Raw genomic sequence first — 17,457 nt, 5'->3', positions numbered from 1 at the left:
AAGAGCTGATATACTTAAGATAATTTTTACTAACCTCACACCATTCGTTAGCTCGCTGAAAAGATATCTCAAAAGCACTTATTCTCTTAATTTTTTTTAGGATCCTCGCCAGAATCATCTTTAAAATTGAACGTTGGTTCATTTTGTTGATGATTAATCGTGTACGATTCGTCTGGTTGGTCATCCTGAATATTGTTATTATAGTTCATTTTATCAGAATTGAAAACTGTATCTTGATTATTTTCATAATCTTGTGAATCATCTTGATAATTTTCAGCTGAATCACCTGAAGAATCGCCAACTTCTTTTTTAAGTTTGTCAGTAGATGTACTGTCGTTAAGTTTCGACCATTCAGGATTATCAACCATATCTAACTGTTGCTTCAACATCCCTTGGAGTCCTTGACGGAATGAATTGACGCTGCGTTTCAAATTATCAGTTTCAATCGTTACCTGTCGAGCCCGGTCAGAAGCATCTTGCAATATCTGATTAGACTTTTCAGTTGATTGATTAAGCAAGTCTCGAGCCTTTTTTTGTGACTCTTCAACGATAATTTGAGCTTCCTTTTCAGATTCAGTCTTAACTTTTTCAGCAGCCTCTTGAGCTACCAAAATTGACTGATTCAAAGCATCTTTCATATCGGTAAAGTACTTCAGTTGTTCCGAAGTATCTTTCAATTCTTTTTCCAATTGGGTGTTTTTTTGCAAAGCTAAATTATAATCTTGCGCTGCTTGCTTCAAAAAACTGTTAACTTGGTCGCGGTCATAGCCTCGAAATTTACTATCAAATTCTTTATCATGTATTTCTACTGGTGATAATACCATAACTTCACGCCCCTATTATTTCTTAATAATGTTAACTGAAAGAATATATTTATTATTCTTTGATTTTCCCATAATATCATTGACTCTAATCCTACCATAACCTCGAACGCTTAAAGTATCAGTCATGGTAACAAATGAACTAGCATTTTTATTGACGACCCAGTTAATCTGGACTTTTCCATGATCAACTAAGGTTTTAGCAGTCTGTCGAGATAAATCATAAACTGTTGCCACAATTGTGTCCAATCTCAAGGATTTGACACTGATCGTATCGTCAACTGATTCATCCTTAGGCAAAAGTAATTCATTAAAACCTTTTTTAATCAAATGTATTTTATAGGGTCCAATCTTTTTAACTTGTTCTTCAACAAAAGTATCAAGTGACTTAAAGACAAAAAATTGCCAATTTTCTCCATCAGTAATAATGTCACCGAAACGATCACGTTCAACACCTGATCCAGTTAGGGAGCCCAATATTTGACCATGGTGCAAATTAGCAAATTTCTCCGGATGCCTAATTTCATACATTGTAATTTCATAATCTGCTTCAACGGGCGTGAAATAACTAGGGGCAATTATTCCTCTGACTCTTTCAGCACCGCTGAATCCACCAAAATAATGCACATAAAGATCATCATATTTGTTGATTAGATTATTTAAAATCGTCTGTTCACGCAAATTCAAAAACTCAGTGAGTTGGGGAACATACATATTTTGAGCTTTTAACAAGATATCGCTCATTTTATCAATGAAGGGCTTTTCTTCCTTACGAAAGAATCCTCCACCCATAATTGTTTTTTTATCATCCATAATTAGATTATCAAAAATACCACTTTCTGCAATAGTCGAATTAAAATAAGTGCAACTATTGGAGAAAAATCAAGAAAGCCAATACTAGTTGGTATAAACCTTCTGATTAGATTTAAAAATGGATTTACCGCCGAAGCAATTATCCTTCCAAAGGCTGAATTAGCCAACGCCGGTATAAACGACATTATACAGTAAATAAATATAATGAATTCATACAATTCAAATAAACTGCTTATAGCAAGTGGCAACCCACTTAAGATTCGATCCATATCTTTCCTCGACTTTATTCGTTTATGTCTGGTATGCTTCCATCGATTTCAAATTTTGGTGGTGTACAAAGAAAGATTTTTTCTCCAACACGCTTTATTTCGCCATTTAAAGCAAAAATACTACCAGTTAAAAAGTCTACGATTCTCTTTGATTGTTCATCATTGACATTAGCAAAATTAACAATCACTGCTTTATTATTCAAGAGTTGCTTGGCAATAACTTTTGCATCTGAGTAGACCCTAGGCTGATAAATTGCAATTTTACTATTAGCTTTAGTTCGATCACTAGCTGTACTCATAGATACGACCTTTTCATTATTTGAATAATTTCCTTTAGGTTGTTTAGTATTATTTTCAACTTGAGGTTCATCTAAATCATCGTCATCATTAATACCAAAAAAGCTTCCTAATTTTTCAAATGCCATAAGAAAATCTCCCTTTTACTTTTTATTGCGACGTTTAAAGATTGGAGGAGTTGAATCGTCATCATCATCACTTAAATCGATAGTTTCTGGCTTTTGGAAAATTTCAAAATCGCCTTTTTCACCAGGAACGTTCTTTTGTTTAGAAGCATCACGGTTAATATCCCAATCTGCTAATGGGTCATCAGATGATTGTGGCTTTTGTGCTTTTGAATCATCTTTATCTGACTTTTTATTGTTATTTAACATTGCTCTTGGGTTGTTTAATGGACGCTTGAGAGGTTCTCTCTTCTTGTCTTCACTTTCAACGCCTGTAGCAATAACTGTAACTTTAACTTGATCACCAAGTGTGTCATCGATTGAAGTACCAAAGATTATATTAACATCTGAAGTAGCTTGTTCGGAAACAATTTGCGCTGCATCTTGAGCTTCAAACAATGACAAGTCTGGTCCACCAGTAATATTAAGCAATACTTGCTTAGCACCATCGATAGAAACTTCCAATAATGGTGAAGAAATAGCTTTCTTAGTAGCTTCAGTAATTCTGTTCTCACCATTAGCTGTACCGATACCCATCAAAGCAGAGCCTTGATCTGACATAACTGTCTTAACATCGGCAAAGTCCAAGTTAACAAAACCAGGTGATGTGATAAGGTCAGAAATACTTTGAACGCCTTGACGTAAAACATCATCAGCAATACTGAATGCTTCACCCATTGGTGTCTTCTTATCAACAATTTCAAGCAATTTACTATTAGAAATAATAACTAAAGTATCAACATCTTTTTTAAGTTCAGTAATACCATCGGCAGCAAAGCGTGAACGTTTTGCACCTTCAAAAGCAAATGGACGTGTCACGACGCCAACTGTCAAAGCACCGCTTTCCTTTGCAATATTAGCAACGATAGGGGCAGCACCTGTACCAGTACCACCGCCCATTCCGGCAGTGACAAAAATCATATCAGCGCCTTCCAGAGCCTCTTTAATGGCTTCTTCACTTTCTTGAGCAGCTTTTTGTCCAACCTCAGGATTTGAACCGGCACCTAATCCACGTGTCAATTTAGGTCCTAATTGAATTTTTGTTTCAGCATTTGAGCTTTCCAAAGCTTGAACATCGGTATTAGCAGTAATGAATTGTACACCTTTGATTCCTGCTTCTACCATTCGGTTAACAGCATTGCCACCGGCGCCACCGACACCAATGACTTTGATAACCGCTCCTTTATTTTGGGTTGAGTCTAAAGTATATTCCATTAAGGAGTTCCTCCTGTTTAAAATCTAATTTATTTATTATTAATTAATCAAAAAATCGACTCCAAAAATCTTTGAATTTCGAAATTTTCTTACCTTTTTCAGGTTCTTCAGTTTTTTGTGCGGGTTGATCAACCTGATCAGAAGCAGGTTGTTGCACTTGCTTTTCTTCAGGTTCTTTTGAAGCAACAGGTTGTTGCTGAGGATGTGAGTCAGCGCGGACGGTCGCACCGTTGACCACGTTATCAGCAATAATACCTATATCGTTTAATCTTGAAGCATAAGTTACCAATCCTAAACCTAATGAATACGATGGTGACCGCATTCCCATTTGGGTTGGAACATAACTTCTAACTTTAACATCAAAAATATCTCGAGCTAAATCTTCGATATTAGGCGTTGCCGCAACTCCACCAGTCAAAACAATTCCACCTGGCAAAGATAAGGCTCCTGCATCTTCAAGCGGTGCTTGAAGTCTTGTGAAGATTTGATTCAAACGAGCCTCAATGATTTCGGATAAATATTCTTCTGAAATCATCGACGGTTCATTTTTACCAACTACTTCTACACTGATATTATCACTTGTTTCCGACTTAGCTGAAGATGCATTTCCATAATAAAGTTTCAATTGATTAGCATTATCGACCGTCGTATTTAAAACAACTGAAATATCATGCGTGAGATAGTCTCCACCTTCAAAATCAACTGTTGAAAGCTTCAAATTGTGATCATGAACTACAGAGGCCGTAGTCTGACCTGCACCCATATCAATAATTACGGCACCAAATGAACTTTCGCCATCATTTAGAACTACTTGGCTCAATGCCATTGGAGATATAACTTTATGGATTATATTTAGACCGGCTTTTTGAATAGCCTTCTTAGTATTATGTACGATTGTCTTTGGAGCAGTGTAGATGATTCCTGACATTTCCAAACGTACACCGATCATTCCTCTAGGATCACGAATATTTGTGAATCCATCAACGGAAAATTGTTTAGGTATTAGAGAAACTACTTCTCTTTCACTAGGTAAGTTTTGAACCATGGCAGCCAACATAACTTGTCTGACATCATTTTCGTTGATTTCTTTTGATTGTGAACCAACAGCTATCATACCTTGACATTTTTCAATCTGTAACATATTAGCCGATATACCGACTACAACATCATGAATTGAAATATTCGCTTGTGTTTCGGCCTTCTTGATGGCTCGCCTGATGGCATTAGATGCTTTATCTATATCTACTATAACGCCACGGCTTACTCCTTCTGATCTCTCGCTTCCTACGCCAACGATACTTAAACGATCGTCAGACGATTCAGCAACCACTACTTTGATCGAATTCGTGCCAATATCCAGACCTACAAAAAATTCAGAATTATCCATTAATCGTGGCAGCCTCCCTTACCTAGAAAAAATCTATTCATTAAAAAATTTTAACACAAATATGATTATAATAAACCTATTTCTTATCATTAAATGGATAAGAGTAGGCTCCAATCTCTAAATCTATAACGCCCTTTTGCTTCATTTGAGCAGCCATTCCTGGATAATATTTTAGTTTGGATTTAACCGTTCTCATATCTGCAACTACCTTATTTCCATCATTCATATCGATCTTAATTCGATAAGGATTTAATTTCGTAGGAGCGTTATAAATTTCAGAAATGTTTGTCTGAACATTATTCGGTAATTTTGAATAAATGTTCGACATTTTATTTAAACGTTTCCCAGAAAAATTACTATAAATTGGATAATTGCCGATTGGAGCATTCATTTTTTGGTTTATCACCTGACCATTTTTTATAATCCGATAATAACCGCCATTTTTAGCGATGAGACCTAATGTTGGGTGCTCTTTAACACTGATCGTCAAATCTCGTAGATTGCGAGTTTTAAAACTCAATGATTGGATGGATGGTAGTTTTTTTTCAGCAGTTTGTGAAATCGACTTATGATGCAACAAAACGTTCAATAAAATCGAATTATCATCAACTTTAGTAGCATCGATAACCTGTTGAGCACCAAGATCATTAACGCCTTTAACGTTGATGTTCCTAACTTTACTCAAGGATGAACCAAAATAAGCAATTAACACTATGATAAAAACTATCAAAAAAATTAAGCTATTTTTACTTACTTTAATCCTTCTTTTTTTCAATGCCTTTAATCCTCATACATTTACTTATTTACTAAACCAGTCAAAACTTTGATTAATCGATCGCTGGCATCAGCGACACCAATTTTTTTCGATTCAGCAGACATTTTCTCTTGGAGCTCTTGATTATTCATAATATTATTTATTTCCATAAATAACGATTCTGAAGTCAATTGAGACTCGGTAATAATTTCAGCTGCACCAACTTTTGAAACTGACATAGCATTTTTAGTTTGGTGATCGTGGGTCACATAAGGACTAGGGATAAAGATTGCCGGGATTCCTAAAGCGGTAATTTCTGCAATACTAGTTGCACCGCTACGTCCAACAATCAACTTAATGTCAGGTAAAATCTCTGGCATATTATCAATATATGGCAATACTGAAATATTTGCACTCTTTAAATATTTTTGATCAATCAATTTAACAACATTGTCATAGTGAACGCGACCCGTTACAAACAAAACTTGGTAATCTGCCTCAACAAATTTTTCCATTGTTTTGATTGTGGCTAGATTGATTGGCTTAGCTCCACGAGAACCGCCAAAAATCATAACTGTATCTTTATCTGGGTCCAAATCAAACTCTTTCAAACGATCATTCTTTTTAATATTGACTACTTCTTGAGCTCGAGGATTACCAGTGAAAACAATTTTTCTTTTTTCACTGAATTGATCTGTTGCTTCAGTAAAAGCAATCGCAATCTTATCGACAAAATGCGCTAAGAATTTGTTAGTTATACCAGCGATAGTATTTTGTTCGTGGATTACCGTCGGAATATGCATTGCGTGTGCAGCATAGACGACCGCACTAGAAACATAACCGCCCGTACCAACTACAATATCAGGTTGAAACTCTTTGATGATTTTTTTGGACTTACGAATACTAGAAAGAAACATTTCAACTACTTTGACATTTTCCAAAGTTAGTTTTCGTTTGAAGCCACGGATTTCAATCGTCTTAAAATCAATCCCTGCATTCTGCACTATTTTGCTTTCTAAGCCTTTTTCGGTTCCCACATAAAGAACATCATCAATTAGGTCTCGTTCCTTTAAACGCTTAATTAAGGCCATTGCGGGATAGATATGTCCACCGGTACCACCACCGGAAACAATTATGCGCATTTTTGTCATTTGTTAACTTCTCCCTTTAAGGTTTCAACCTCTTCAATGAATTGATCGCCACGTTCTTCGAAGGTATGGAATTGGTCCCAGCTAGCAGCTGCAGGCGACAATAAGATAACATCTTCAGGGTCGCTTTGTTTATAAGCTTCAGGTACAGCCTCTGTTAGGTTATCGACTTTCACAATATTCCCGACATCAGCTTTTTCAGCTGATTCAATAACTTTGTCAGCTGTTTGCCCATAAACGACCAAATTTTTAACTTTACCCTTTAACGATGGAATCAATTCATCAAAACCATTTCCACGATCCAAGCCACCGGCAATCAAAGTAATTGGAGTTTTGAATGCTGTTAGAGCAACAATCGTAGCTTCAACATTAGTGGCCTTAGAATCATTGTAGAATTTATGACCACCAAATGTGTCAACGTATTGGATTCGATGTTTAACGCCTCTAAATGATGACAAGACTTCAATGATATCTTCATCGCTTACATCATATAGCTTAGCTACAGAGATTGCTGCTAAAGCGTTTTGAACGTTATGTTCGCCGGGGATTTGAATATCTTTAGCGTCCATAACTTTCTTGTCGTTACAATACAAGACGCCATCTTTTACATAAGCACCCTTTTTTAATTCTTGGTTATCTGAGAAAGGAATGATTGTTGCGTTTGATTGCTTAGCCAAATCACGCCATTCAGCCGTGTTCCAATTGACGATAAAATAATCATCAGCAGTTTGGTTCTTCGTAATATGCATTTTTGCTTTGATATAGTTAGCACGTGTCTTATGAAAATCTAAATGAGTAGAATAAATATTATTCAAAACTGCTACATGTGGATGAAGATCAATCGTTCCTTGAAGTTGAAAACTAGATAACTCAGTAACGACAACATCATCTTTAGTAGCTTTTCTAATAACGTCTGAAATAGGAATTCCAATATTTCCAGCATAATAAGAGTTTTTGAACTCAGGAGAATGCTTCAACATCAATTGAATTAAAGTTGTAACAGTTGTTTTACCATTTGTTCCGGTAACGCCAACCATCGTAGCATCAGAATAACTATAAGCTATTTCTGGTTCAGTAATAACTGGAATGTTTAATTTCTCAGCTTGTTGAACCAAATCATTGGAATAAAAGATTCCAGGGTTCTTAACCAAATAATCATAAGAATCATCGATGAGACTAGCATCATTGCTTCCCGTGATTACTTTAAAACCATCAGCAATCAATTCCTTAGCTTCAGTATTTTTTTCCAAAGGATTGGAGTCGACGACAGTTACTGTTGATCCCATGTCCTTTAATAGCTTAGCTACTGCAAAACCACTTTTGGCTAAGCCTAAAACTAATATCTTTTTGTTTGAATATCTACTCTTTGTTTTCATTGCCCTTAATTACTTCCTATACGAATAAAATTAAATAAATTGTTGAACAAATTAGACCAACAATCCAAAAGACGCCATCAATCTTCCATTCAGTCCAGCCCATCATTTCAAAATGATGATGAATTGGCGTCATTTTGAAGATACGGCGGTGGAACACTTTGAACGAGAATACTTGTAACATAACGCTCAATGTCTCAATTACATAAACCAAACCAATCAATAATAATGACCAGTAACGGCCAAGTAGGATTGAAATAGCTGCCAAACCGGCACCGAGTGCCAGTGAACCAACGTCTCCCATAAAAATTTTGGCCGGTTTGTGATTATAAATTAGAAATGCTAACAACGCACCGACAACTGAAAAACAGACGATAGCTAAATCGAATCGATTTTCATTTATCGAAATGATTCCATAGGTTGCATAAGAAATTGCTCCTAAACCACCTAATAAACCATCTAATCCATCAGTTAAGTTAGTTGCATTAGAAAAGCCAACTAACCAGAATAATGTGAAAAGCACGAAGATAATCACCGAATCAATTGAAACCAAACCAGGAATCGTAAAATTCATTGGCAATTGATCGCCATTGTAGACGTATAGAAAAATAATACCAACTACAATTTGCAAAAGTGCTTTTTGATAAGCACGTAAACCTAAATTACGTTTTTTAAAGACTTTGATAAAGTCATCAATAAATCCGATACAACCATACAAGACGATTACAAAAGTCGTAATCAAAAGTGAATGCGTTAATTGTCCTTGCCAAGCGCCGACCCAAATGTTGGTGATTAACATGGCAATAATTATTAACAAGCCACCCATTGTGGGCGTACCAGATTTTTTTTCATGCCATTTAGGACCTTCTTCTCTGATAGATTGTCCCTCTTTATGTGCAACTAAATAACCAATTAAAAATGGCATAAAAATGGCTACGATTGCAAATGAACTTACAACATCAAAAACAATATGACTTAATTCCATGGAAATCCCCTTAATTATTTATTCTTCAATGTAACTATAATTTTACCACTCTCATTTATCACATGACCAGCCTCAACAGACTGTTTCGTGACATATCCATCACCTTTTGTCGTGACTTGTTTACCAGTAATTTCAGCAAACTTCAAAACATCGTTTTTCGACCATCCAGAAAGATCAGGCATCGTCATTGCTCCATTAGTCAATAAAACGATTCTTTGTCCCGGCATGACCTTTTGACCACTAGCTGGCAATTGCTGAACGATTTTATCACCTGTTCCGATAACGCCAGATTGCAAATCAAGCTTCTTAATTTCTTTTAGAGCATCATTAGTTGATTTGTCTAAGAAACTTGGGATTTTCACATATTGACTACCAGCCTCGGTAGTCTCAGTTGTGGAACTTCCTTGATTGACTAATCGTTTAACAAGTGGATTGAAAACTTCTGAAAGAATTTTTTCAGCAGATTCAGTCATTTTTTGTGGCTGCTTCAGCGTTACATAGACGATATATTTAGGATTATTATATGGAATCATCCCTGCAACAGAGAATATGTAATTATTTGAGCCCGTCAAATAACCTCCACTTGGTGAAGCAATTTGAGCGGTCCCAGTTTTAACACCAACCTTAACTCCAGGAACGTTATAAACGACCCCGGTACCATAACTCTTCGTTACAACTTGACGCATCGCTTTTTGAACTTTCTTAGCTGTACTAGCTTTGATCGGCTGACTAACGACTTGTCGTTTAAATTTGCTTGTAGTCTTACCCGTATTAGGGTTGACCACTTTTTTAACGATTTGTGGTTTAATCATTTTCCCACCATTAGCAATCGCTGAAAAAGCCTGCAACATCTGCATGGTATTAACGTTGACACTTTGACCAAATGACGTCATCGCACGGTCGCTAGCGTGTTCAAATGAAATACCTCCAGAGACTTCACCCGGCAAATCAACGCCTGTTTTTTCACCGATATTAAAACGATGCAAGTATTTCAACCAAGTTTTAGAACCCATTTCTTCTTCCAATTTGACCATCCCAACGTTAGATGATCTAGTGAAGGCTTGGGACAAAGGAATATAACCCCATCCGGCCGTATTCCAATCACCTATCGTTCGTCCGCCAACTTCAACCGTTCCCGATTTGTACAATTGATCAGGATTGTAATTGCCAGAATCAATAGATGCGGATAAAGTCAAAATTTTCATAACGGAACCGGGTTCAAACTGATCTTCAACTAAAGTATCGCGCCAACTATCGCTTAGGCCCTTTCCGGTTGTAGGATTAAATGTCGGTCTTTGTGTCGCCGCTTCAATCGCACCTGTTTTAGCATTCATAACTAAAATTTGCAGCCCTTTAGGCTCATATTTCTCTTGAACGTTTTGAGCCAAAATCTCTGAATACTGCTGAATTCGACTGTTCAAGGTCAGATAAACATTTGATCCATCAGCCGAGTTCTTCTCAACAACCTGTGAATTTGGCAATTCATTGCCGCTGCTATCCACTTTGGTAACTTTTTTACCGTTATGGCCAGCCAAAATTTTATTGAAGTATTTTTCAATACCCATAACGCCACTAATATTGCTAGTTTTGTCATTATCATTATCGGCTTTCGTTATTCCAACTAAGTTAGTTGCAAAAACACCATTTGGATAAGCACGTGAAGGTAATTCTTCAAAATGAATTCCGGGAAGATTCTTAGCATTGATCTTCCGTTTTATTTCAATTGAAAGGCCTCGTCCCGCTTGACCAAACTCTACTTGATACTGTTTCTTGTTTTTGGGAGTTAGGTATTTACGGATTTGCTTTTCAGATAACGGTAAATATTTGCTTAAAACTCTGGCCGTTTTATCTTTATTGGTCACATAATCAGCTTTACCAGAACTAGTTTTAGATTTATGAGAAACGATTGCATAAATATTATAAATTGTGGAATCTCCAGCAATCATATTGCCATCAGAATCTAGGATATCACCACGTTTTGCATTAACTTGCTTAACGTGCTCATACTTTTGTTTGGTTCTTTGTACTAAATTAACGCCATCATACTGTTTCCCAACAGAAATATAGGCGAACTTTTGAATAAAAAGGATAAAAGAAAAGGCAGTCGCAATCAAAATTACCATACCAACAATATAATGATTGCGTCTTGCCTTATTTTTAAATAATTTTCTGAACTTACTCATTTTGAAATATTCCTTACATTGTTGTCACTCATTTTTAAATTATGTTTCTTCGCAAAAGAAGAAAAACGATCAAAACTGGTCAACTCAGAAATTTCTTGTCTTAAATTAACGTTACTTGTATTAGTTTTTGAAATTTGTGTCGTTAGACTATCTAACTTATTTTGAGAAGAAGTCATAGAAACTTTCATACTTACTAAAGTCACCATCAGCGCCAACGTTAAAAGAGCGAGACCTACAATTGAGAAAGCCTCAAACTTCGACAGAGAAACACTATGTTTTTTGGGTGTCGCTTGAACCTGAACTTCTGGTTCTTGTGCAACTTGATAGTCTTGTAAATTTCTAGCAGTATTTTCTTCTCTCATATTTATAATTCTCCATTATATCTTTTCAACAACACGCAACTTTGCACTATGAGCTCGATTATTTTCAGTCAATTCTTCCGGATTAGGTAAAATAGGCTTTCTAGTGACCTGTTTTAAAATCGGTTTTAAATTATCAGGAATAACCGGTAGCCCTCTTGGTACATCAACATGTGAATTATCTTTAAAAATATGTTTGACAATTCGGTCTTCTTTGGATTGAAAAGTTATAACGCTTATTCTGCCATGTGGAGCAAGCAAATCAATTGCCTGTTCAAGGGATCTTTCTAAAGAACCCAATTCATCATTAACTGCAATTCTGATTGCTTGAAATACTCGTTTTGCTGGATGACCACCAGTTCTTCTAGCAGCAGCTGGAATAGCATTTTTAATAATATCTGCTAATTCCAATGTCGAAGTAATACGATGGTCTTCTCTGATGCGTTCAATTGCACGAGCAATTTGTTTAGCAAATTTTTCATCACTATACTTATAAAAAATACTTACTAATTCATTGTACGACCAATCATTAACAATTTTTTCAGCATCGAGATCTTGTCTTTGATCCATCCTCATATCAAGACGAGCTTGTTTCTTATAGCTAAAGCCTCTGACAGCATCATCAAATTGGGGAGAAGAAACTCCCAAATCATAAACGATTCCATCAACCTTCTCTACTCCAAGTTCATTTAAACGTGCCTGCATATTCTCAAAATTATCACGAATTAAAGTAAGCGAATTATCGCCAATTATATCAGCATTATTTTGAATACTTTCACCGACCTCAATAGCAGCCTCATCACGATCAAAAACATAAAGATGACTGTGGTGAACTCGACTCAGCAATTCTTTGCTGTGTCCACCTCTTCCGAAAGTTGCATCAACGTAGATGCCATTATCGTGGGGATTTACTTCATCAATGGTTTCTTTTAAAAGTACTGTTTTATGTTTATATACATTAGAAGTCAAAGTCTGTCATTTTCTCCGATATTTCTTCAAAATTATCTTCAGCCTCTTGGCTAAATTTATTCCAACGTTCCTCATCCCAAATCTCAATTCGGTCGGATACGCCTACTACTACACAATTCTTATCTAATTTAGCAAAATTTATTAACGGCGTTGAAAGATTAATCCTTCCCTGTTTATCAAATTCTACTTCTGCAGCAGCTGAGTAAAAGAATCGAGTGAACGCTCTTGCATCTTTTTTTGTCAAAGGCAATTTATCAAGCTGTGCCTCTAACTTGTTCCATTGTTCGAGCGGATACCCAAATAGGCAACCATCCATGCCACGTGTGACAACAAAACTTTCACCAAGCAACTTTCTAAATTTGGCAGGAATAATCATTCTACCTTTGTTATCAAGCGTATGATGAAATTCACCCATGAACATGGTTAGCCCACCTCGATTCCTTAACACTTCCTAATTTACCACAAATCCCCACTTTTAACCACACGATATTTAACAAACTTCTAATAAATGTGAAAGCAGTTACTAATTGTGTGGTTCTAGAGGTGGTGGATTTTAATAAATTTTAGATTAATCGGTTTCAAATATTGCATAAATTAGACTTGTGAAGTAATATTTTGTTATATATATGAATTAGGTGGTGAAAGTTTTGAATGATAAAAAGCCTAAAAGCACATTAACTAAAATTACACAAGGTTTCGTTTGGTTAATGATTATCGTTACCCTTGTTGGTGTAGCTCTCACCGCAGTAACGAGCTTTATCTAAATAAAAACACAAAAGTTAGACAAAATTGAATACTTTTAAACTGTTAAGGCATGGCTCTCTGTATTCGCAGAGAGCCATGCCTTTTGTTTTCCCTTGAATTTTCTTTAAATTCTTCCATATCTTTGTGGGAATCCATTAAGACATTCTGTTTTAAATGAGTGAAAGAAGACTGGTATTAATTTCACTTTGAAGGTACTAACCGACGACTCGGGTTTTATATTCGACCATAAAAAAAGTGCTTAATAACTGTTTGACAAGAAATCTAACAGTTATTAAGCACTTTACTTTAATTGAAAAATTCAATAACTCTTTTCATAAAAAACTAATTATTTACTAGAATCAATCGCTTGAAGATTCGGCTCAGCAAGAATGATAAGACAATCAGCATTATCATATTAGCAATAAAGCTACCACCGTTAATTACTAACGAATAGATCCATGGGTTCATTGACTTTGGTGCATATGATCCCCAATAAACGACACCAGCAATGAAGTGGAAGAAATATTTAGCGAAAAAACCAATAGCAGAATAAAAAATTATTAAACCAACGGCATTTTTCCCTTGTTCAAGTGCTCGTTTCACTTGACCGCTACCTAGACCAATCAAGCCGACCACGCCAAATGCTAAAGGATACTCAACAAATCCTTGCAATGGATTCAAAAATCCACCGGTACTAAAACCTCTCAACAAAAGATCCAAGATTCCCCATACTAAACCAGCTGTTAAACCAGCACCTACACCTCTTCTTAGAGCGAAGATTGCCATGGGAATCAGCCCATAAACGAACTCTATTGATGAAACACCAGTAGAATGTGGTATAAATGACAAGACCATGGCCAAAGCAGTGATTATGGCTCCCTCGGTCAAAACAATCAAGTTGTTTCTATTTCCTACATTAGTCAAAAAAAGAACTCCCTTCTGATTTAGTCATCACAAGAGAGTTCGAGCATTCGCTTGAACAACACTATCCCTACGCATGCATTAACATAACAGGTTTAAAGGGTCTGAACTTAGTTCACTCTCAGCCAGAAGGCTCCCCCTGTGTTGACTTATTTAATTACAAAAAGATTGTACCATAGTGCTTACTTTCTTCCAAACACTCTACCCCAAAAACCAACTTTTTTTGTATGAGTAGATAAATCAAGTGGAATCTGTTCACCCAGCATGCGACGAGCAATATTTCGGTAACTGTGACCAGCATCGCTTTCTTTATCAAACACAACTGTTTGACCGGCATTTGAAGCGGAAATCACTTTATCTTCATCAATTACGATTCCTAAAAGCGGAATTCCCAAATGATTAACAATATCGTCAATCCTCATTGAGGTTCCATCATTAATCATGTTCTTACGAATTCGATTAATAATCAAATGCGGCGTAATCGGCATTTTCATACTCTCTAAAATACCTACCACTCGATCAGCATCGCTAACTGAAGCAACTTCAGGATTCGTTACGACCAATGCACCATCTGCGATAGAAACGGCATTTTGAAAACCATATTCAATTCCAGCTGGACAATCAATCATAACAAAATCAAAACGTTGCTTTAATTCATTGATAATTGAACCCACTGATTCTTTATCCAAAACATATTTATCAGCAAACTGTGAAGCAGCTAGCAAATATAAATTGTCTTCAAACCTTGGATCACGGACTAGTGCCTGTGAAACAACTACTCGATGTTGCGCAACATCCACAATATCATAAACGATTCGATTAGTTAGTCCCATAACAGCATCCAGATTTCTTAAGCCAATATCTAAATCGACCATACAAACCTTTTTACCAAGACTTGCTAAGACAGTACTAACATTAGCAGTAGTAGTAGTTTTACCAACTCCACCTTTTCCTGAAGTTACGACTATCGATATTCCCATAGCTAACCTGTCCTTTTTCCTAAATCATTTAAGCGATTTTTATAGTTCGTTAACTCATCAACATTAATTGAGTGCAAATCATCAATATAAGCAAAGCGACTATTTTGAAATTGATCTTGATTATCGTCGGTCACAATTTCAACTACATCGGCAATCCGTAATTGATCGACATTCTTTAAATTGCCAAAAATATAAGCGTTAGTATTATCAGGAAATCCCGCTTGAACGATACCATTGACCTCGCCCAAAACATAAATTGAACCAGATGCACAAATTTGTGCATCCCGATGCAAAGTTCCTAAAAATATTAAATCACCTTGGTAAGTTAATTTTTGACCGCTTCTAACAATTCCTGATTCAACATTCACTTTGTTTTTATCAAGGATTTCTTTTACGACTGTCTTTGATTCGACATCTGATTCAATATCGTTCAATTCTAACTGTGGAAATTTATCAAAGAACTCTCTAATTTCACCCTTTTGCTTCTCATCGAGTAATCGATTGCCAGTCTTAATCGTAAATTTAATGACATCATCATCTTCAGTTGATTTTATATTTTGTTGCGTAATTAGCTCTTTGAGTTCCTTAAACGCATCAATATAATTAGCTTTTGCATCAATAATTACTGAAAAGCCATTTTTATCACCCTTTAAAATGATGTCATTCATTTACTATCCCTCCGATATTTCATCAACCACTGAGATAAATTGTTCAATGGAACGTACAGAATAAAGAAAACCACTACATTCCATAACAATGTTGGCCCAAGCGTATAAGTGATGAAATCAAACACACTCGTACTTGTTTGTTGCAACAAACTTTCCAAAAGGTAAATCCCTGATTGTAAAAATGTCAACGACAAAAAGTAGATTGATAAGTCATATCCCATATTATTTTTAATCAATAGAAATTTGAAATGGTCAATTCCAACCATTATCAATGGTAACAAGACAGTATATAATCCAATGATTCCATAATAATACGAATCATAGATCAAACCAAAAATAATTCCATAAGTCAACAATTGCCGACGATTATCAATTCTCATTGTCAACATAATGATTACCATCAACATTAATTGTGGCAAAACGTTAACTGTCACATGGTTCATATTATTCAAAAAGGCCCATTTCATTAAACCATCAAGGTAAAATGCAATCAAAATGAATAATACTTGACCAAAGATTTTGCGATTTTTTATATTCATTACTTTTCACCACTAACAGATGATTTAATGACTGTAACAACAGTAAAGTTACGTAATTCAGCAGCTGGTGTGATGTAAACAGAGTTCGTCATACCATAATTATCCTTCTTGATTCCATAAACTTTACCAATGTAGAGCCCACGTGGAGTTAACCCACCTAAACCTGAAGTGATGACGCTTTGGCCTTTTTTAATATTCTTAGTTGAATTTACATTCTCCATTACCAGATCACCAGTCGAACTGTCATAACGACTGACAACTCCAGTAACGGCCTTACCATTGCTTCCAGAAATTTCTGCAGCAAACTTATCATTTAATTCATTATCAGTTGAAATCAATTCAACTTTTGAACTTACCTTATCAACTTCAATGATTCGTCCAATCAAACCTTTACCTGACATAACGGGCATATTCTTTTTAATGCCACTAGTTTGGCCACGGTTAATCGTTAAATAATTTTGCCAACTGCTTGGAGAACGAGATAAGACTGAAGCATTGATAGTTGAATAGTCTGTCAAAGTACTATTCAACTTCAATTCTTGCTTTAATTTCTTATTCTCATCTTGAACTACTCCTAATTTAGCCTGATTCTGTGCTAATTCACCGATTTTGGCTTTAAGACGCTTGTTTTCGGAATACGTATTATACAAATCAGAAAATTCTGAGGTAGCATTTTTTACAGCATTAGTTGGGTACGCAAATACACCTCCAACTAAACTGACGACATCATTACCAACTTGTTGGACTACAGGTGGCGTATTTTTTTTATTACGAATGTTAACAGTAAGCGCCAAAAGACCAAAAGTCACAATAATGAGTATCATTAAAATAATTAATTTTTTATTTGAAAAAAATCTTTTCATTGCTT

The 17,457-nt window shown here is 35.8% G+C and carries 20 protein-coding genes and 1 riboswitch; of the genes, 1 reads left to right on the top strand and 19 read right to left on the bottom strand.

Annotated features, from left to right (window positions below; translation table 11 throughout):
- Positions 1 to 86: 86 nt before the first annotated feature.
- The 14 genes from FHL05_RS04725 to mraZ form a co-directional block, all read right to left on the bottom strand.
- Positions 87 to 824, bottom strand: a complete 738-nt coding sequence (locus FHL05_RS04725; protein ID WP_153384356.1) for a DivIVA domain-containing protein — start codon at positions 822 to 824, stop codon at positions 87 to 89.
- Positions 825 to 839: 15 nt separating this feature from the next.
- On the bottom strand, positions 840 to 1,634 hold the full coding sequence (locus tag FHL05_RS04720) for a YlmH family RNA-binding protein (protein ID WP_153384357.1): 795 nt from the start codon (positions 1,632 to 1,634) through the stop codon (positions 840 to 842).
- 2 nt (positions 1,635 to 1,636) lie between these two features.
- Complete coding sequence (locus FHL05_RS04715; protein ID WP_153384358.1) at positions 1,637 to 1,903, bottom strand: YggT family protein; 267 nt, start codon at positions 1,901 to 1,903, stop codon at positions 1,637 to 1,639.
- A 14-nt stretch (positions 1,904 to 1,917) separates the two neighbouring features.
- Positions 1,918 to 2,328, bottom strand: coding sequence for a cell division protein SepF (locus FHL05_RS04710; RefSeq protein WP_153384359.1), 411 nt, complete (start codon positions 2,326 to 2,328; stop codon positions 1,918 to 1,920).
- 15 nt (positions 2,329 to 2,343) lie between these two features.
- Positions 2,344 to 3,579, bottom strand: coding sequence for a cell division protein FtsZ (ftsZ, locus tag FHL05_RS04705; protein ID WP_153384360.1), 1,236 nt, complete (start codon positions 3,577 to 3,579; stop codon positions 2,344 to 2,346).
- 43 nt (positions 3,580 to 3,622) lie between these two features.
- Complete coding sequence (gene ftsA, locus FHL05_RS04700; protein WP_153522170.1) at positions 3,623 to 4,966, bottom strand: cell division protein FtsA; 1,344 nt, start codon at positions 4,964 to 4,966, stop codon at positions 3,623 to 3,625.
- 76 nt (positions 4,967 to 5,042) lie between these two features.
- The gene (locus FHL05_RS04695) at positions 5,043 to 5,741 is read right to left on the bottom strand and encodes a cell division protein FtsQ/DivIB (protein ID WP_153384362.1); all 699 of its coding nucleotides are present in this window, start codon (positions 5,739 to 5,741) and stop codon (positions 5,043 to 5,045) included.
- A 20-nt stretch (positions 5,742 to 5,761) separates the two neighbouring features.
- Positions 5,762 to 6,862, bottom strand: coding sequence for an undecaprenyldiphospho-muramoylpentapeptide beta-N-acetylglucosaminyltransferase (murG, locus tag FHL05_RS04690; protein ID WP_153384445.1), 1,101 nt, complete (start codon positions 6,860 to 6,862; stop codon positions 5,762 to 5,764).
- Positions 6,863 to 6,867: 5 nt separating this feature from the next.
- A complete protein-coding gene (gene murD, locus FHL05_RS04685) occupies positions 6,868 to 8,244 on the bottom strand; it encodes a UDP-N-acetylmuramoyl-L-alanine--D-glutamate ligase (RefSeq protein WP_153384363.1) in 1,377 nt (458 codons plus the stop codon).
- 16 nt (positions 8,245 to 8,260) lie between these two features.
- Positions 8,261 to 9,226 (bottom strand): phospho-N-acetylmuramoyl-pentapeptide-transferase, encoded by a 966-nt coding sequence (gene mraY, locus FHL05_RS04680; protein WP_153522168.1) that lies wholly within the window; start codon positions 9,224 to 9,226, stop codon positions 8,261 to 8,263.
- Positions 9,227 to 9,240: 14 nt separating this feature from the next.
- A complete protein-coding gene (locus tag FHL05_RS04675; protein WP_153384365.1) occupies positions 9,241 to 11,409 on the bottom strand; it encodes a penicillin-binding transpeptidase domain-containing protein in 2,169 nt (722 codons plus the stop codon).
- Complete coding sequence (gene ftsL, locus FHL05_RS04670) at positions 11,406 to 11,771, bottom strand: cell division protein FtsL (protein WP_153384366.1); 366 nt, start codon at positions 11,769 to 11,771, stop codon at positions 11,406 to 11,408. The genes FHL05_RS04675 and ftsL overlap by 4 nt, the downstream gene beginning before the upstream one ends.
- 15 nt (positions 11,772 to 11,786) lie before the next feature.
- Complete coding sequence (gene rsmH / locus FHL05_RS04665) at positions 11,787 to 12,737, bottom strand: 16S rRNA (cytosine(1402)-N(4))-methyltransferase RsmH (protein WP_153384367.1); 951 nt, start codon at positions 12,735 to 12,737, stop codon at positions 11,787 to 11,789.
- Positions 12,727 to 13,158, bottom strand: coding sequence for a division/cell wall cluster transcriptional repressor MraZ (mraZ, locus tag FHL05_RS04660; RefSeq protein WP_153384368.1), 432 nt, complete (start codon positions 13,156 to 13,158; stop codon positions 12,727 to 12,729). Before mraZ ends, rsmH begins: the two co-directional genes overlap by 11 nt.
- A 226-nt stretch (positions 13,159 to 13,384) precedes the next feature.
- Between mraZ and FHL05_RS04655 the strand changes: the two genes are divergently transcribed.
- A complete protein-coding gene (locus FHL05_RS04655) occupies positions 13,385 to 13,501 on the top strand; it encodes a DUF4044 domain-containing protein (protein ID WP_153384369.1) in 117 nt (38 codons plus the stop codon).
- A gap of 322 nt (positions 13,502 to 13,823) precedes the next feature.
- On the opposite strand, the gene thiT is transcribed toward FHL05_RS04655, so the two are convergent.
- From thiT to mreC, 5 genes are all read right to left on the bottom strand, one after another.
- A complete protein-coding gene (gene thiT / locus FHL05_RS04650) occupies positions 13,824 to 14,336 on the bottom strand; it encodes an energy-coupled thiamine transporter ThiT (RefSeq protein ID WP_153384446.1) in 513 nt (170 codons plus the stop codon).
- 115 nt (positions 14,337 to 14,451) lie between these two features.
- A riboswitch (TPP riboswitch) is annotated at positions 14,452 to 14,552 on the bottom strand.
- A 32-nt stretch (positions 14,553 to 14,584) separates the two neighbouring features.
- Entirely contained in the window at positions 14,585 to 15,382 is a 798-nt protein-coding gene (minD, locus tag FHL05_RS04645; RefSeq protein ID WP_153384370.1) for a septum site-determining protein MinD, read from the bottom strand.
- A gap of 2 nt (positions 15,383 to 15,384) precedes the next feature.
- Positions 15,385 to 16,050: a septum site-determining protein MinC gene (locus FHL05_RS04640; RefSeq protein WP_153384371.1), complete on the bottom strand. Its 666-nt coding sequence runs from the start codon at positions 16,048 to 16,050 to the stop codon at positions 15,385 to 15,387.
- Positions 16,047 to 16,589 (bottom strand): rod shape-determining protein MreD, encoded by a 543-nt coding sequence (gene mreD / locus FHL05_RS04635; RefSeq protein WP_153384372.1) that lies wholly within the window; start codon positions 16,587 to 16,589, stop codon positions 16,047 to 16,049. The genes FHL05_RS04640 and mreD overlap by 4 nt, the downstream gene beginning before the upstream one ends.
- Positions 16,589 to 17,452, bottom strand: a complete 864-nt coding sequence (gene mreC / locus FHL05_RS04630; RefSeq protein WP_153384373.1) for a rod shape-determining protein MreC — start codon at positions 17,450 to 17,452, stop codon at positions 16,589 to 16,591. The genes mreD and mreC overlap by 1 nt, the downstream gene beginning before the upstream one ends.
- Between the last annotated feature and the right edge of the window lie 5 nt (positions 17,453 to 17,457).

It is taken from the genome of Companilactobacillus halodurans, assembly GCF_009600995.1.
GTDB lineage: Bacteria > Bacillota > Bacilli > Lactobacillales > Lactobacillaceae > Companilactobacillus > Companilactobacillus halodurans.
The sequence above is the reverse complement of the archived record's forward strand: the minus strand, read 5'-3'. Positions and strand labels throughout refer to the sequence as shown.

Coding starts and splice junctions, on each gene's coding strand:
- FHL05_RS04725 (WP_153384356.1), bottom strand. CDS start 824: ATGGTATTATCACCAGTAGAAATACATGATAAAGAATTTGATAGTAAA.
- FHL05_RS04720 (WP_153384357.1), bottom strand. CDS start 1,634: ATGGATGATAAAAAAACAATTATGGGTGGAGGATTCTTTCGTAAGGAA.
- FHL05_RS04715 (WP_153384358.1), bottom strand. CDS start 1,903: ATGGATCGAATCTTAAGTGGGTTGCCACTTGCTATAAGCAGTTTATTT.
- FHL05_RS04710 (WP_153384359.1), bottom strand. CDS start 2,328: ATGGCATTTGAAAAATTAGGAAGCTTTTTTGGTATTAATGATGACGAT.
- ftsZ (WP_153384360.1), bottom strand. CDS start 3,579: ATGGAATATACTTTAGACTCAACCCAAAATAAAGGAGCGGTTATCAAA.
- ftsA (WP_153522170.1), bottom strand. CDS start 4,966: ATGGATAATTCTGAATTTTTTGTAGGTCTGGATATTGGCACGAATTCG.
- murG (WP_153384445.1), bottom strand. CDS start 6,862: ATGCGCATAATTGTTTCCGGTGGTGGTACCGGTGGACATATCTATCCC.
- murD (WP_153384363.1), bottom strand. CDS start 8,244: ATGAAAACAAAGAGTAGATATTCAAACAAAAAGATATTAGTTTTAGGC.
- mraY (WP_153522168.1), bottom strand. CDS start 9,226: ATGGAATTAAGTCATATTGTTTTTGATGTTGTAAGTTCATTTGCAATC.
- FHL05_RS04675 (WP_153384365.1), bottom strand. CDS start 11,409: ATGAGTAAGTTCAGAAAATTATTTAAAAATAAGGCAAGACGCAATCAT.
- ftsL (WP_153384366.1), bottom strand. CDS start 11,771: ATGAGAGAAGAAAATACTGCTAGAAATTTACAAGACTATCAAGTTGCA.
- mraZ (WP_153384368.1), bottom strand. CDS start 13,158: ATGTTCATGGGTGAATTTCATCATACGCTTGATAACAAAGGTAGAATG.
- thiT (WP_153384446.1), bottom strand. CDS start 14,336: ATGGTCTTGTCATTTATACCACATTCTACTGGTGTTTCATCAATAGAG.
- minD (WP_153384370.1), bottom strand. CDS start 15,382: ATGGGAATATCGATAGTCGTAACTTCAGGAAAAGGTGGAGTTGGTAAA.
- FHL05_RS04640 (WP_153384371.1), bottom strand. CDS start 16,050: ATGAATGACATCATTTTAAAGGGTGATAAAAATGGCTTTTCAGTAATT.
- mreD (WP_153384372.1), bottom strand. CDS start 16,589: ATGAATATAAAAAATCGCAAAATCTTTGGTCAAGTATTATTCATTTTG.
- mreC (WP_153384373.1), bottom strand. CDS start 17,452: ATGAAAAGATTTTTTTCAAATAAAAAATTAATTATTTTAATGATACTC.